Annotated in this window: 10 protein-coding genes and 1 pseudogene; 10 read left to right on the top strand and 1 reads right to left on the bottom strand. The window is 46.9% G+C overall.

Features of this window, described 5'->3' with window-relative positions; genetic code table 11:
• Positions 1-176: 176 nt before the first annotated feature.
• On the top strand, positions 177-1,520 hold the full coding sequence (locus tag ACRQU7_RS12860) for an FAD-dependent oxidoreductase (RefSeq protein ID WP_444641262.1): 1,344 nt from the start codon (positions 177-179) through the stop codon (positions 1,518-1,520).
• 37 nt (positions 1,521-1,557) lie between these two features.
• Positions 1,558-2,964 (top strand): SLC13 family permease, encoded by a 1,407-nt coding sequence (locus ACRQU7_RS12855; protein ID WP_444641261.1) that lies wholly within the window; start codon positions 1,558-1,560, stop codon positions 2,962-2,964.
• Positions 2,965-3,300: 336 nt separating this feature from the next.
• On the opposite strand, the gene ACRQU7_RS12850 is transcribed toward ACRQU7_RS12855, so the two are convergent.
• A complete protein-coding gene (locus ACRQU7_RS12850; protein WP_444641260.1) occupies positions 3,301-4,749 on the bottom strand; it encodes a PucR family transcriptional regulator in 1,449 nt (482 codons plus the stop codon).
• A 259-nt stretch (positions 4,750-5,008) separates the two neighbouring features.
• Between ACRQU7_RS12850 and ACRQU7_RS12845 the strand changes: the two genes are divergently transcribed.
• The 8 genes and pseudogenes from ACRQU7_RS12845 to ACRQU7_RS12810 form a co-directional block, all read left to right on the top strand.
• Positions 5,009-6,943 (top strand): oxidoreductase, encoded by a 1,935-nt coding sequence (locus ACRQU7_RS12845; RefSeq protein WP_444641259.1) that lies wholly within the window; start codon positions 5,009-5,011, stop codon positions 6,941-6,943.
• 16 nt (positions 6,944-6,959) lie between these two features.
• Entirely contained in the window at positions 6,960-7,799 is an 840-nt protein-coding gene (locus ACRQU7_RS12840; protein ID WP_141825692.1) for an SDR family NAD(P)-dependent oxidoreductase, read from the top strand.
• A 13-nt stretch (positions 7,800-7,812) separates the two neighbouring features.
• Positions 7,813-8,679 carry an SDR family NAD(P)-dependent oxidoreductase gene (locus tag ACRQU7_RS12835; RefSeq protein ID WP_141825691.1) on the top strand — a complete coding sequence of 289 codons (867 nt, stop codon included), beginning with the start codon at positions 7,813-7,815 and terminating at the stop codon, positions 8,677-8,679.
• Between the two features lie 14 nt (positions 8,680-8,693).
• Positions 8,694-9,224, top strand: coding sequence for a hypothetical protein (locus ACRQU7_RS12830; RefSeq protein WP_141825690.1), 531 nt, complete (start codon positions 8,694-8,696; stop codon positions 9,222-9,224).
• A gap of 572 nt (positions 9,225-9,796) precedes the next feature.
• Positions 9,797-13,906: an Ig-like domain-containing protein gene (locus ACRQU7_RS12825; protein ID WP_444641258.1), complete on the top strand. Its 4,110-nt coding sequence runs from the start codon at positions 9,797-9,799 to the stop codon at positions 13,904-13,906.
• A gap of 70 nt (positions 13,907-13,976) precedes the next feature.
• Positions 13,977-14,444: a hypothetical protein gene (locus tag ACRQU7_RS12820; RefSeq protein WP_444641257.1), complete on the top strand. Its 468-nt coding sequence runs from the start codon at positions 13,977-13,979 to the stop codon at positions 14,442-14,444.
• A gap of 450 nt (positions 14,445-14,894) precedes the next feature.
• Positions 14,895-15,413: a M23 family metallopeptidase gene (locus ACRQU7_RS12815; RefSeq protein ID WP_444641256.1), complete on the top strand. Its 519-nt coding sequence runs from the start codon at positions 14,895-14,897 to the stop codon at positions 15,411-15,413.
• A 20-nt stretch (positions 15,414-15,433) separates the two neighbouring features.
• Positions 15,434-15,514 (top strand): annotated as a pseudogene (locus ACRQU7_RS12810) (IS200/IS605-like element IS200 family transposase); the annotation flags it as partial.
• Between the last annotated feature and the right edge of the window lie 104 nt (positions 15,515-15,618).

Below are 15,618 nucleotides of genomic sequence, written 5' to 3'. Positions count from 1 at the left end.
GCATCTTTTCTCAGAGCATAGCATAGCAAAGCAAAATTTGCAATGCTATAATAAAAGCGCAGAGAAAGATGTTCCATAATTATGAGAATATTATAAATTATTTTAAGCATTATAACTAAATTTTAAAATAGCTGTATTCATACAATCATAGAATATGGCTTAGGAGGTTTGACTTTATGAGAACAGTACTCGAGCCGCAGACCCAAATTCCGGTATATGACGAGGCTGACGTATTAGTCGTGGGAGGCGGTCCTGCCGGCAGTGCCGCCGCTATATCGGCGGCCAGAAACGGAGCAAAAGTGATTTTACTGGAAAGATACGGCTTTTTAGGCGGCCTTGTTACCGGCGGTCAGGTCTGTATGATTCCAAATCTGGACAACGGTACCGGTGACAAAGTTTTGGGAATCCAGAAAGAATGGATGACGCGTCTTGGAAAATACCCCGACGCTGTATTCGGGCCAAAGGATCGCGAAGCGGGCAGCACCAATTCGGAGCTGGTTAAAAAATGGTCCAATTATTTTGGCACCGTATGGAACAACAGAGTAATGTATACTACTTTTATCGACCCGGAGCTGATGAAAATCGTCCTAAACGACATGGTGGAAGAAGCAAAGGTCACTGTCTACTTTCACTGCTGGGCCGCTAAAGCGTTTATGGACGAAGGGACCTTGAAAGGCGTCTTTTTTGAAAGCAAAGAGGGGCGCAAAGCCATTTTGGCCAAAGTAGTCATCGATGCGACTGGTGAGGGAGATATTTTTGCTTCCGCAGGCGCCGAGTTCGACAATAGCATTGATCCTACGATCCGCAACTCCAACATGGCGGAATGTTTCCGCCTTGCCAACACGGATTATGCAAAATACGCAGCTTACAAAGCGGCATTTCCGGAAGAGTGTGCCCGGAAGCTGCAGTGTCTGAATGAAACGGCGGGATACAAACTGCTTCCTATTCCCTCCAACCGCAACGACAATATGTGGGTGAATAACTGGATTCCGGAAAGAAACAGTATGAAGATCCAAGACCTCACCTATGTGGAAATGAAAATTAAAAAGGCAATTCCGGATGTTGTCCGCTACTTACAGAAAGAACTGCCGGGTTTTGAGGATTGTTACCTGATGGATATCGCATCCGTGGTCGGCTGCCGCTACTCCCGGCGGCTGAAAGGACAATATCAGATTGCCTTTGACGACTTAAAGCAGGGAAAGACATTTTCAGATTCCATTGCCGTTACACCGGCGATGCACAGCTTCAACAAACCGGACGGTGAAGCCGCTCTGAGTATTCCGTTCAGGGCTTTGGTTCCTGAGAAGCTGGACAACCTTCTTGCAGCAGGACGATGCCTGAGTGCGGATGTGCGGGCCCATAACTGGCTGAATTTAATTCCACACAGCGTGGCAACGGGGGAGGCTTCCGGCGCTGCTGCTTATCTTGCGGTTCAGTCTGGCAAAAAGCCCCGCGATATTGACATCGTTAAGCTGCAGAAAATTTTGAGAAATCAAGGAGTATACCTTCCGGAAATCTAATTAAGCTTCAGAGGCTAAAATAGAGGGAGTGTTCATATTGAAAAAAACAGATGCTAAGCGAGTATTCGGCGCTGTTCTGGGCATTGTAATTGCCGTTGTCTTCGTCTGCCTGCCGGTTCCTGATGGTCTGACCCATCCGGCAATGGTCGCACTTGGAATTACTCTTTGGGCAATTATCTATTGGATTTTTCAGGTTTTCAGTATTTTTATTACTTCCATGCTGATGTGCGCGCTGTTCGCACTGACGGGTGTTGTTCCGTTTACCCATGCGTATTCCGGCTTTTCCAGCTCCACCTGGTGGTTTATGCTGGCTGCTCTCGGCATGAGCCTGGCGCTTACTAAGACAGGATTGATGAAGCGGTTCGCTTACTCCATTATGAAGCTGTTTTCGCCTACTTACAAAGGACAAGTCTTGGGTCTGATTGCCTCCGGGATCATAATCAATCCTTTTATTCCCAGTGCCACAGCAAAGCTTTGCATGGGAGTTCCCATTGCCGAAAGCGTTGGGGAAGCCATGGGCTACGAGAAAAAGAGCAACGGAATGCACGGCCTTTTCCTCGCGGTGGTCACAGGGTTTATGCTAATGAGCGTTTGCTTTATTAGCGCCAACTTTTTTGGTTACATCGCCTTTGGCCTGCTGCCGGCCGAAACACAGGCTGAATTCACCTGGATTAAATGGTTCATCAGTATGCTGCCTTGGGGGATTGTAGTCGCAGTGGGCTGCCTGATCAGTATTTGGGTGCTGTATCGGCCAAAAGAAGAGAAGCATTTCTCTAAAGGCTATGTGAATCAGGAACTGGCCGCCATGGGTCCAATGACCATGAATGAAAAGCTGACTCTTGGGGTATTTTTGGTTGCCGTCGTCCTTTGGGCACTGCAGAAAATTATTAACGTTGACGGTACCGTTGTCGCTGTGTTTGCCCTTCTTATATTTTTGATTTCCAATGTAATTGATGTTTTAGATTTTAAAACAAAAATTCCCTGGGACATGCTGTTTATGGTAGGGAGTATGATCAGTTTTGGCAGCATACTGAACGAACTCAAGATCCAAACATACATCAGCAAGCAACTGGCGCCATACATCGGCCTGTTCACCGGAAATCCGTACATATTTATTACAGTAGTGGCAATCGCCATTTACCTGATACGGTTTATTTATGTGGATCAGGTTTCCAGCATTACAATATTTGTGGTTCTGCTGATTCCGTTCGCTCAGGCAATGAGCATCAGTCCCTGGATTTGTGCTATGGTTGTATTCACATCTATCCTAACTTGGAATGTGATTTATCAAAATGGCCTGTTTCTCATCGGCTATTCTGCCGGTGGAGGTGAAGAAAGCATCTCTTTTCCCGCTATCAGCAAGCTGTCTTATATTTACATGGCTTTGAACATTCTGGGATTCTGGGCATGTATTCCTTTCTGGCATCTGCTCGGCATCCTCTAAGCAAAACTCAACAGTTTGGTATTAACCTAAAAGGAGCAGGGACGTCTTTCGACATCCCTGCTCCTTTGTCTGCCAAAATGCGCGTCTGACAACAAAGTGATGCTGTATCCAGCCACGGAGAAGAATTATAATCTGGTCACCGGATATCGAAAATCCGGCGGCCTTTTAGTGCGAAAACTCCCGGCCATGCCGGGAGCCTGACTAAACAATATTAGCAAGAGAGTCGAAAAGATAAATCATCTGATTCCCGATGTGTTTCATATCAACCTTGCATTTGATGAGGAAAGGGACGGTCTGGCTGATCTTTCAATGCTTTCATTTGAATAATGATATAGATCATGAATACAGTGTGTTCTTTTCCAGAAAAAGGTCAATGGCAAAAGAATAGCTCAGAAGGAATTTTACCTGAGAATCTTCAAGATCGATTCCGGAAACCTGCATAATTTTCTGCCGCCTGTAGTTGAGCGTATTGCGGTGCAGAAAGAGAATTTCTGCCGTCTTGTTCTGGTTAAAACCGGTAAGCGTATAAGTGCGCAGGGTTTCATACAGCTTCGTGTCTTTTTGCTGGTCGTATTCCCTGAGAAGCGAGAGGGATGGATGGCAGTAGTGCATGAGTTTCATCTCTTCGGGAAGATGATCGAGTATATCAAAAAACGCATAATCTTCATAGCTGTGTATCAGGCCGTCCGCGTCCATCTTCTGCGAAAGGATCATGGCTTTTTCCGCCTGACGGTAATATTCCGGAAATTTTGCCGGATCGGAAAAGGAGTTGCTGATACCGGCTAAAAGGTAGTTCTGTGCGCATAATGTTTTGAGAAGCTCCAGCTGCTCCGGAGGAAGCGCCCGGTTCTTTTTCACTCCGATGATCAGCACAATTGATTTCTGGTAAACAATGCTCTGCTCCACCTGAAAGATGCTTTCAAGCTGGGGCTGAATAGACGCGGCCAGACTGACTTCACCATGATAATAAAGCGGCTTGACCGTCAGGACACGCATATAGGGCGGAAATGTGAGTTCACTGACATGGATACGGGTGGCCGCCTGCTTTTCAGAAATTCCGTTCAGCATATCCGTCAGCATTTCACTGTAAAGGTGTGAGCGCAGAGTGATTTTGTTTTGGTGTCTCAGCGTCGTTTCCGTCAGCGTTCTGCTGACGATGGACAGCATTTCGTAGCAGTCCGCGCCGAATTCGTTGCTTGGCTGAATCATGAAGATATAACCGAAAATCATATCGTTTTTCGTGATCTTACTGCAGAGGTAAAAAAGCTGCATCTCTTCGCAGATACGGACATAGGGATCGGACCCCGGCTGTTTTCCGTTCTCGCGCCGGAGCGTACGAATATGCTCCATAAATTCAGTCGGGCAATAGCCCTGCTTTACGCTCTGTGTCCAAAGCGGGTTCTGCAGGCGGAAGGGGAACGAGTGTGCCAGAATTTTACCGCTCATGTCGATCATTACGATGGAGCTCTCCGCTCTGTCGGCAATATCACTCAGGATACCGGAAATGCCTTTCCCGTCCAGAATCATCTGCAGCGTTGATGTGTATAGGGCCTGCATCCTATAAGCCCTGTTCAGGATATCGCAGACAAGGGTCACTGCTGCCTGATAGCTGCCGGCTTCGATCTGCGCGGAGTTGACAAAGGACCCGCATACTTCGTCGGATGCGCATTCCGTATAGATGAGATTCTGCGGAACGGTGTTCGTTAAAATGGATGCATCACGCACAAAGTACAGAATGTCATTTTTACATTTGCTAAGATCGGTTTTTAAATCCAGCTCTTTCAATTCGTAAATTTGTAAGTTGTTACTAATTGTTGATTGCAGTATTCTCAAATTTCCAGATAATATCTCGACTATTTTGCTGAACAGCAAAGCCATCACCTCAACTATATTTTAGTCATCAGGCACAAAAAAGGCAAGGGTTTTGTGTGAGAGGTCCATATCTTTTCCCAATTGAGTATGTTATATTATTAACAGAGAGTTTGCCGAAGCAAAAAAGTACGTGCCGGAAAAGTCAAAATTTAAGGAAGAAAGGGCTGATTTCATGAAGTACACAAAGCTTTTTGAAAAAGGAAAAATCGGAAAACTGGAACTGAAAAACAGAATCGTCATGCCTGCGATGGGGACCGGGTTTGCGTCCTCAACAGGAGAAGCATCGGACGAAATCATCCGGTATTATGCCGACCGGGCGAAGGGAGGCTGCGGGCTGATTATCACCGAAATCTGCCGGATCGACGAGGAAACGGGAATCGGCACAAGCAACCAGCTGTGCGCGACGGATTCCAAACACATCCCCCGTCTTGTCCGGCTGGCGGAGGCGGTGCATGCGTACGATACGAAAATTTTCCTTCAGCTCCACCATCCGGGAAACGAGACAATGAGCAGGCTTCTGCACGGAAAGCAGATTGTCGCTCCCTCGCCGGTGATGTGCAAAATCATAGGCGAAATGCCGCGGGAGCTTACCACAGAGGAAGTCACGGCAATGGCGCAGAAATTTGTGAAGGGCGCCGTGATCGCCAAGACCGCGGGATTGGACGGGGTGGAGGTTCACGCCGCCCACGGGTATCTGGTCAACCAGTTCTTAAGCCCGCACACCAATCGTCGTACGGATAAATACGGCGGTGATTTCTTCAACCGTATGCGTTTTATTACCGAGATCGTCGTCGGTATCCGTTTTGCCTGCGGCCCCGATTTCCCGGTCTGCGTCCGCATTGACGGCAGCGAATTCATTGAGGACGGCCTCGATGAAAAGGAATGTATCCGTATCGCGAGATATCTTGAAAGTCTGGGAATCGCTTGCCTGAATGTGAGCTGCGGAACCTATGAGTCCGGCGCAACGATCATTGAACCGTCCTGCTTTGCGGAGGGCTGGAAAAAGCACCTGGCAAAAAATATTAAGGCGAATGTCAGAATCCCGGTGATCGCCGTCAACACGATCAAGCATCCGGCTTTTGCCGAAGCGCTTCTGGAGGAGGGCGTCTCCGATTTCGTGGGTGTTGCGCGCGGACAGCTTGCCGACGCCGAGTGGGCCAATAAGGCAAAATGCGGGGAAGACGTCCTGATCCGCAAATGCATCGGCTGTATGAACTGCTTCCTTGTGGCCAATCAGGGCAGGCCGGTCGAATGCACGGTCAACCCGATTCTCGGGCGGGAGCTGACCCATGGGGACGACCGTCTTGTAAAGGACGGAAACGGGCGTACAGTGGCCGTTGTCGGCGGCGGACCGGGTGGTATGCAGGCCGCGCTGGTGCTGGCCAAGAGAGGGTTTAAAACGGTGCTGTTTGAAAAAAGCGGCAGACTGGGCGGAACCATTAAATTCGGTTCGGTTCCTCCTCATAAGGAACTGCTTGCTGAACTGATCGACACTCAGGAAGCGGAACTCAAAAAATGGGGCGTGGATGTACGCCTGAATACACAGGGCACCGTGGAAGAGTGTAGAAAAGCCGGGGCGTGCGGGGTGTTCCTTGCCCAGGGCGGGAACCCGATTGTTCCCAAAATTCCCGGAGTTGAAAAAGCGGTTCTGGCGGAACAGGTTTTATCAGGAGAGGTAAAGCTCAGCGGAAAGAATATCGCCGTCATAGGCGGCGGTGTCACGGGGCTGGAAACAGCCGAATATCTGAGCCCGGACAATCAGGTCACCGTGGTGGAAATGATGAACGCCGTCGGCACCACTCTTTATCCGAGCGTCCTGCACTACCTGATGGAACGCCTCAATAAAAATAAGGTTGAAATTTTGACGGGCCACGCCATCAAGGCGGTCGGGGACGGAGAAATCACGCTTACTGTTACAGCCAGCGCCGTTGAAGTTGCCCGCAAGGCCGACGTCGTCGTTCTGGCGCTTGGCGTAAGGCCGAACCGCGCGCTGTATGAAGAGATGGAAGCCGCGTTTGACAGGGTGGTACTGGTCGGCGATACGGAAAAGCCGGGTACGATTGTCAGCGCCATGCATTCCGCGAACGACAAGGCATTTGTATTTTAAGGGAGGGGAACAGAAGATGAAAGAGTTTAAAGGCAAGGTTCTGGTTGTTACAGGCGGCGGAAGCGGTATCGGAGAGGCGATTGCCAAAGAGGGTGCGCTGCGAGGCATGAAAATAGTGATCAACGACATTGACGCTCCGGCGGTGGACCGTGTTGTAAACGAGCTGCACGGGATGGGTGCCGAGGCGGTGGGACAGAAGGCGGACATTTCCCTTCTTGAAAACGTTGAGGGCCTTTTAAAGCTGACTCTGGATGCCTTTGGGCAGGTGGATATGCTTGTCAACAACGCCGGGGTTTCGGTATCCGGCCCTGTTTGGGAGATTCCGGTGCAGGATATCCACTGGATTACCGAGGTCAACATGCTGAGCCATCTCTACGGGATGAAGGTCTTTATTCCTCAAATGATCCGGCAGGGGACCGAAGCGGTCATTATCAACACCGAATCCACAGCGGGGCTGATGACCTCCGGAAACGCCGTGATGTACCACGCCACAAAATTCGCAGGGATCGGGGCTTCGGAGGGTACCTACCTTGCCCTGAAGAATCGCGGCCTCGGGCGCATTCAGGTCCATTGCCTTGTACCCGCCTTTGTGCAGACGGGCATTCATCTGGCGGATACTCACCGGCCGGAACGTTACGCCATCAACGACGATCCTTATTACCAGGGGCAGGAGTTTAAGTCGGGTTTTGTGCGCAGCGAGCGCCAGGTAACGACGGGCATTCCCATCGATTATGTTGGAACCTGTGTTTTTACCGCTGTCGAGGATGAGAAATTCTATATCTTTACCCACCCGGAATCCCAGGTTGTCGCCGGGATGAGGATTCAGAATCTGGTTAACGGAAAAAATCCGCAATAAGGAGGGTGCCGATATGATTGAAAACTATAAAGGGAAAGTGCTGGTAATCACGGGCGGTGCCAACGGCATCGGGCGCGCGCTGGCACTGGGCTGCGCGAAACGGGGGTCCGATGTGCTGATCGCCGATATCCACGGGGAAGAAGCGGAAGCGGTCGCCGATGAAATCAGGGCGATGGGCCGCAAAGCGGTTGCCGTACAGGCTGACGTTTCCCTTTCGGAAGAATGCCAGAAAATATTCGACCGGACCATGAAAGAATTCGGCCGCTGCGATATCCTTATCAACGACGCGGGCGTATCCAACGGCGCCGATCTTTTGGACATCAGGGAGCAGGATATCAAGTGGGTGACGGAAGTCAACGTTTATGCCCACTGGTTTATGATGCAGCGGTTTATTCCGCAGATGCTCACGCAGGGCACGCACTGCCAAATTTTAAACGTCTGCTCCATCGCGGGACTGATCACCTTAGGCTCCGCTCCGGTTTACTTCAGCACGAAGCATGCGGCTGTCGCTCTGTCGGAGTGTGTGTACAAGTCCCTCAAAGCGTCGGGCGCCGACATCGATGTTTCCGTGTTCTGTCCCGGTTTTGTACAGACGGAGATGCATCTGACGGACCGCCACCGTCCGGAACGGTTTGCCGTACCAAAGGACGATCCTTATTACTCGTCGGAAAAATATCAGAAATTCATAGAATTCAATAAGAAGATTCTTGACAACGGCGCTCCTCTGGAGCCTACGGTTGAGAAAGTATTTGAGTCCCTCGCGAAAAAGCAGTTCTATATCCTGACCCATGAAAATTATGATGAGCTCTTAAAGCAGCAGGGAATTTATCAGGCAAACAGAACAGAGCCTGTGGATCCTTCCCTCTTGACAAAACATTAAGGAGAAAAAGAACCATGAATGAAACAGTACAGAAGCGCTTTCTGCTCTACTTCCGCCTGTCTCTGCTCCTCTGGATCCTGATTGCAAACGCAATTCTCAATGTCATGAATTTTCAATACGGCTGGCTGATCTTTATCAGCAATATTATGCTGTTTACAATGGAAGGGGATATCAGGGACAGACTGATTTCCGTTGAGGTGGGTGGTCTTGTCGGTCTGGTGCTCACTGTTGTGGCACTTTTGGCTATTTCGGCACTGACACCGGTTCTGGGCGGCCTTTTCGGTTTTCTGATTCCTCTGGCTGTCGTCCTTTTTATCCTGATCGTCCTGCATCCGTATGCTCCAAAGGCCCTCAACAACGTCGGGTTTGCGTACTTAACCTGTGCCTGTATCGATGTAAATGCGTTTTCGTCGAATATCCCGCTTTTTTTCGGCACTTTTATTGTTGGTAGCCTCATTTTTAACGGGGTTTGCGTTCTTCTTATGAGGCCGTGTAAAAAACTGGCTATGAGAAGCGAAGCACAGGGTGAAAAGAAAGCAGTGTAATTGCAGCAATGTTATCAAGTTTATAAACGTTAACCCCTAAGCATACTGTTGCTTAGGGGTCGTTTTTTTGACTGAGAGGTTTAAAATTATATAAAAGTTCTTTATGAAGCGAATGCTGAAAGAAGTAAAAAATATTCATTAAGCCTTTGAAATGGTGTAATAATTTTCTTTCATTTTTATATGGACATCACGGTGACAGCCAACTTTAAGAAGAGCTATCAATGGACATATTCTTATAGTATCTACGCAATGTACTTTAACGGACAGTTCCAATACAGCATCAGTGCATAGCAGCTATGGATCAGAATCCCATGCTCAGGATAGGTATAACTAGATTACTTAAACTTTTACAAAACCTCTGATTCTCCCGCACCTAACTTTAGTAAATTTAATTGAATTTTGTGATATATTGACAATTCGGAATATTGGGACTATTATAATTTTATATAAAAAAGGAAATATAGGAGGGGTATTTGTCAGTTTTTGTATTGGTTACTGCAATTATTCTTAAATGTTAAAGGGGGTTATAAAATTATATTTTTTAATTAAGTAATGATTATTAGGAGGGAAACATGAAAATTTCTAAAAGATTTCTTTCATTATTACTAGCGACTACCATGATATTCTCCATTGTTCCTAATTCCCTGGCCCAAGCGGCAGAGAATAGCACTGACGAAACTACATATCAGGATTCAAACAATGATAAGGACAGCAATAGTGACAGTGGCTTTATTGATAGCGGGATTCCCGTAATGAGTGTTAAGCTGAACAAAACAAAGCTTACACTGGAAAACGGACAATCTGAGACATTGCTTGCAACGGTTTCTCCTTCCGATGCCTCCAATCAGGAAATATATTGGTCCACTTCCGACAGTACGATTTGCACCGTAAGTCAGGATGGAGAAGTTACGGCTGTAGGAAATGGATCCGCAGTAATTAAAGTAATGACACACGATGGCGGTTTTACCGCTAAATGCAACGTGAACGTCATCACTTCTGTTACAGGCATTATATTAAATAAAACACAAATGACCATAGCAAAAGGTTCAAAAGAAACCTTGACTGCAACAATCACTCCGCCCGGAACATATCAGGAAATTAACTGGTCATCTTCCGATGAAAATGTTTGTATTGTTGATTCATCAGGGGAAGTATCTGCTCTAAATGTAGGAACTACCGTTGTATCGGCTGCCACAAAGGATAGTGGTCATACAGCCGTATGTTTAGTTACCGTTGTAGCTCCGGTGACCGGTGTTGCTCTGAACAAAACAGAACTATTGCTGAAAAATGGACAATCAGAAACATTGAAAGCAACAGTAATTCCCTTCGATGCAACTGATTCTAAGGTTATCTGGTCTTCCTCCAATAATACGGTCTGTATGGTGGACCAAAACGGGAAGGTTACAGCGGTAGGAAACGGAACAGCCGTCGTTACTGTTAAGACACATGACGGTAATTTTACAGCAGAATGCAGCGTGAATGTCAATACGCCAGTCACCGGAATTATGCTTAATAAGACGCAATTAACTCTTGCGAAGGGATCAAAGGAAACCTTAATTGCGACAGTAACACCTTCTGATGCCTCTCAGCAGGAAGTATCATGGTTTTCCTCAAATCCAACTGTCTGCACTGTTGATTCAACCGGCACAGTATCTGCTTTCAATACGGGCACAGTCGTCATCTATGCCAAGACGACAGACGGTGGATTTATAGCAGCATGTATCGTTACAGTTGTGATTCCCGTAACCGGCATCACTCTGAACAAAACGGAATTAACCTTAGAAAATGGATCTTCTGAATCACTGACCGCGACTGTTACGCCGTCCGATGCAAGCGATCAGGGACTTTCTTGGTCATCTTCCAGTTATTCCGTCTGCACCGTTGATCAGGGCGGTAAACTTACGGCTGTAGGAAATGGTGCCGCAGTCATAACAGTTACGACATATGACGGCGCTTTTACCGCGAAATGCAATGTGAATGTCAAGACATCTGTGAAAGGCATCACACTTAACAAATCAAATATGAATCTTGTAAAAGGTTCGACGGAATCCCTGATCGCAACAGTAACTCCAATCGGGGCTACACAAAAAGATGTTTTATGGTTCTCATCCGACCCCAATGTGTGTACCGTCGATTTATCCGGCGAGGTAACCGCAGTTAATGCAGGTACCTCAGTGGTTTTCGCAACCACACTGGATGGAGGGTATACCGCAGTCTGTACGGTGACAGTGACCGTTCCTGTAACGGGGGTAACCCTGAACAAAGAAGTGCTGACGCTTGAAAACGGTACTTCCGAGTCGCTGACGGCAACAGTCAATCCTTCCGATGCCACAGATCAAAAGCTTTCATGGTCATCATCCGATGTCTCAATTTGTACTGTTAGTGAAGACGGTGTTGTAACAGCCGTAGGAAATGGTACGGCTGTCATTAGAGTTACAACCTACGACGGCGGTTATACCGCAAATTGCAGTATAAAGGTTGTTACCTCTGTAACTGGGGTTACTCTCAATAAATCAAATCTCACTCTTATTAAGGGTTCCAAAGGATCCCTGATAGCTACTGTTTCTCCGGCCGGAGCTTCCCAGCAGGATGTAATCTGGTTGTCCTCAAATGAGAATGTCTGTACAGTGGATTCTGCAGGAAATATTATCGCATTAAATGCTGGAACCACCGATATCTGCGTAACGACGAAAGACGGTAATTATACCGCGAAATGCACAGTTACAGTAATCATTCCGGTTTCCGGTGTTGTTCTGAATAAGACTGAATTAACGCTGGAAAAAGGAACGACTGAATTGCTTACTGCAACCGTTAGTCCTGCGGACGCGACCAATTCAAATATGGCATGGTCATCCTCGAATAAGGCCGTGTGTGCAGTTGACCAAAATGGTAAGCTGGTTGCTGTTGCGAACGGTAATGCTGTGATTACTGTTATGACTCTTGATGGAGGATATACCGCGGAGTGCAGCGTGACGGTTATTACTTCTGTTACAGGAATCACGCTTAATAAAGCCAGTACAACTCTTGTAAAAGGGACAACAGAAACTTTGATGGCCACCATAACCCCTGAGGATGCCTCACAGAAAGATGTACTATGGTCATCGTCTGATGAAAATGTTTGCACCGTGGATTCTTTGGGATGTATTTCCGCTATCAATGCGGGATCAGCGGTGATTACTGTGACCACGAAGGATGGCGATTTTACCGCTACATGCGCAGTTACCGTTGTAATCCCGGTGACCGGAATTACGCTCAGTTCTTCTGCTCTCTCCATTATCAAAGGCAACAGAGCAACTTTGCAAGCCACCATTCTGCCGGCAGATGCAACAAACAAGTCGGTTACCTGGACCTCTTCGGACAATGCGATCTGCTCTGTTGACCAGTCCGGAGTAATCATTGGTACCGGTGTCGGCACGGCCACGATTACCGCAACAACGCAGGATGGAGGATTTACTGCAACCTGTGCGGTAGAAGTCAAACCAAACACCTATACCGTATCGGCTAATGCAGTTAACGGGCATGTAAACGGTACTGGTATTTTCAATGCAGGAACAAATGTAACACTGACCGCAGCGCCCGATAATTATTACGAGTTTGTAAATTGGACGAATTCAAGCGGTGCAGTAATTGGCACGAGCACTACTTACACCATTTATGACCTGAACGCGGACGTCACGGTGACGGCCAATTTCAGAGAGAGGGCATATTGTTGGACGTATACCAGAGATTCATCATATTGCAGTACGAGTGATGATAATAATACAACATCTTTACATGCATACTATTCTGATGATAAATATCGCCAAAAAGGATATGGACAGGTGACATATACGTTCACAGAACCTGTTGTTCTACCCGCAGGAAGTGGAATTGCGGTAACTATTGATTGGGGTGATTTTTATCTGGTTGGCGGTGATATATACGTTAATGAAGTAAAGTTAGCTAAGCCTCATAATCATTATAGCTATGGTTCCAGTACTTCAGATATGTATCGATATCCGAATGGAATTACGTTAAATACCATAAGGATCCGTTCTGAATACGGGGATAAGAGACACTATGATAATGCAGTTATAACGGTTAAGATAATACCTCTTAATGGAAAACCGTTTTTAATGAATTTTACAGGGACTTCTGCGAATCAAAGTAACAATGAGAAACTTGTAGCGGATGATGACTGGGGTGCATCGTATGATACTACAGTATTAAATAATGGATATGCAAATTATTACAGAGATAAGGATTATGATGATGGAAGTGGGGGTGAGATAGATTATTATTACTACCAGCCTGAGAATATAGACCATTTTGTAATAAATGTTGCAACTCAGGATAGTGAAAAAACACTTTCAAGGGCATTCTATTCTCTAAAAGTTCTGGATACTGCTAATCGTGTTAAAGAATTTACAAGTCGTGAAGAATCTGCCGATTTTAGAACAAGCTATGACTGTTCAATGAGCAAGTACATTGTTGGAAGTGGCTCATATGAGATACCAGCTGTTGTGGATGCGCCTAATGTGAATGGTGATGGGGGCGTTATGACTACGCCATATATGTATGTGTATGGGAGTGTGGACTCAACTAAGATAGTTGGTGTTATGTTTAAATTTGGTGCAATGTATGATACAAAAATTAGAATAATAGCATATAGAAAAGATGGCACCAGTTTTAATATTAATTAGGGGCAATGATATTATATGAAGGCGGCCGGAGAACTCCGGCCGCTCACTTTATGTGAATGGAGGTCCGCAATTGGATAAACTCAATGAATGCAAAGAATTACTGCAAAGGACACAGCAAAAAGTGGTCTCCTCCAACAAGGAATGGACAACCTTTTTCCGGTTTGCGTCAGGAATCTACAAATATGATTTTACGTCGGCCCTGCTGATCTACGCGCGCCGGCCGGACGCGACCGCCCTGGCTCCGATCGAGACGTGGAACCGTGTCGGCCGCCGCGTGAACGCAGGTGTAAAGGGAATACCGGTAATCATCGACACCGACCATTGGGTAACACTGAAATTTCTGTTTGACGTGTCCGATACGAATGGGGAAGAAAAAACACTTCCTCAACGTTGGGAGCTTTCGCTCGATAAATATAATATAGCTATCGCAGATTTTGAGGACCGATACGGCATCACTGCGGACGGTGCGTCGTTCAAGGTCAAGTATGTTGGCTGGGGAGGCATCCCGCAGACATTTGATAAAAAGAATGAGAAATGACAGAAAGAATATGAAGAACTCAATCAATTGCTGACACCTGAAGAATACACCGCTGCCCGTACTTCTACCTTAACAGCATTCTACACGCCACCGGCCGTCATCAGTGCGTACATACCGCCTTGAAAAACTTCGAGTTTACCGGCGGCAATATTTTGGAACCGTCCTGTGGAACAGGGCGGTTTCTTGGTTTTATTCCGGAGAACATAGCGGGTTTCTGCAATCTTTTCGGGGTGGAGTTGGACAGCATCAGGGAGAATTTCCTAGCAGCTATATCAAAAGGCAAGGATTCAGATCCGTGGCTTTGAGAAGACGGCATTCACAGAAACAGTTAAAGGAAGCAAAAGCGCAGCTCGCGCTCCCGTGGGAGCATGAACAGGAATACAACGAAAAAACGAAAAGGCTGAATCAGCTTGATATTGTAAAAAGAAAAAGGCGGTTACATACAGGCGAATGCCGTCGAATTCTCACAGCAGCAGGCGGCGCGGCTGGGATGGGAAAGCTATGGTGACGGTCAACTACATCAGCCATGTGCTTCGCTATTACGGCACGGCCGGAAGCGGTATCTTCGACTATTCGATCAAGGCGGGAAAATACACGATCTCGTCCCCCTTCGGCTACCGTTCCGACCCGACGACAGGCAAGACCACCCTTCATAAGGGGGTGGACTTCGCGGCAGCTTATGGGACGCCGATCTACGCCGGTGAATCAGGAAAGGTGATTTTTGCTGATTTCGGTGTCACAGGAGGCGGCTACGGGGGCTATGGAAACGTTGTGGCAATTCAGCATTCATCTTCTACAATGTCTCTGTATGGCCACTGCTCACAGCTGCTTGTGAAGAAAGGAGATACCGTACAGAAAGGGAAGGTGATCGCCCTGGTCGGAAGTACCGGAGAATCCACCGGGAACCACTGCCATTTCGAAATCCGTGTAAACGGAAAAGCTGTTGATCCGATGAACTTTCTGAAATAAAAAAAGCGTTGCTTTATTAACAAATCGGGGAATTGAAATATAAGTACCGAAATCGAGAGTTTTGGTATAAAGGGTATTATGTAGACACGATAGGCCGCAATAATAAGATGTTTTTAGGGAGCCTACATTTAATTTATATAAAATTTAAAAAATCTTTACTTAAAATGATAAACAATCTTGACATTTCTGTATGGAAAGCTATAAT

It is taken from the genome of Caproiciproducens puteiluti (genome assembly GCF_052442865.1).
GTDB lineage: Bacteria > Bacillota > Clostridia > Oscillospirales > Acutalibacteraceae > Caproiciproducens.
This window is presented reverse-complemented; position numbering and strand designations above follow the sequence as displayed.

Coding starts and splice junctions, on each gene's coding strand:
- ACRQU7_RS12835 (WP_141825691.1), top strand. CDS start 7,813: ATGATTGAAAACTATAAAGGGAAAGTGCTGGTAATCACGGGCGGTGCC.
- ACRQU7_RS12825 (WP_444641258.1), top strand. CDS start 9,797: ATGAAAATTTCTAAAAGATTTCTTTCATTATTACTAGCGACTACCATG.
- ACRQU7_RS12860 (WP_444641262.1), top strand. CDS start 177: ATGAGAACAGTACTCGAGCCGCAGACCCAAATTCCGGTATATGACGAG.
- ACRQU7_RS12845 (WP_444641259.1), top strand. CDS start 5,009: ATGAAGTACACAAAGCTTTTTGAAAAAGGAAAAATCGGAAAACTGGAA.
- ACRQU7_RS12830 (WP_141825690.1), top strand. CDS start 8,694: ATGAATGAAACAGTACAGAAGCGCTTTCTGCTCTACTTCCGCCTGTCT.
- ACRQU7_RS12815 (WP_444641256.1), top strand. CDS start 14,895: ATGCCGTCGAATTCTCACAGCAGCAGGCGGCGCGGCTGGGATGGGAAA.
- ACRQU7_RS12840 (WP_141825692.1), top strand. CDS start 6,960: ATGAAAGAGTTTAAAGGCAAGGTTCTGGTTGTTACAGGCGGCGGAAGC.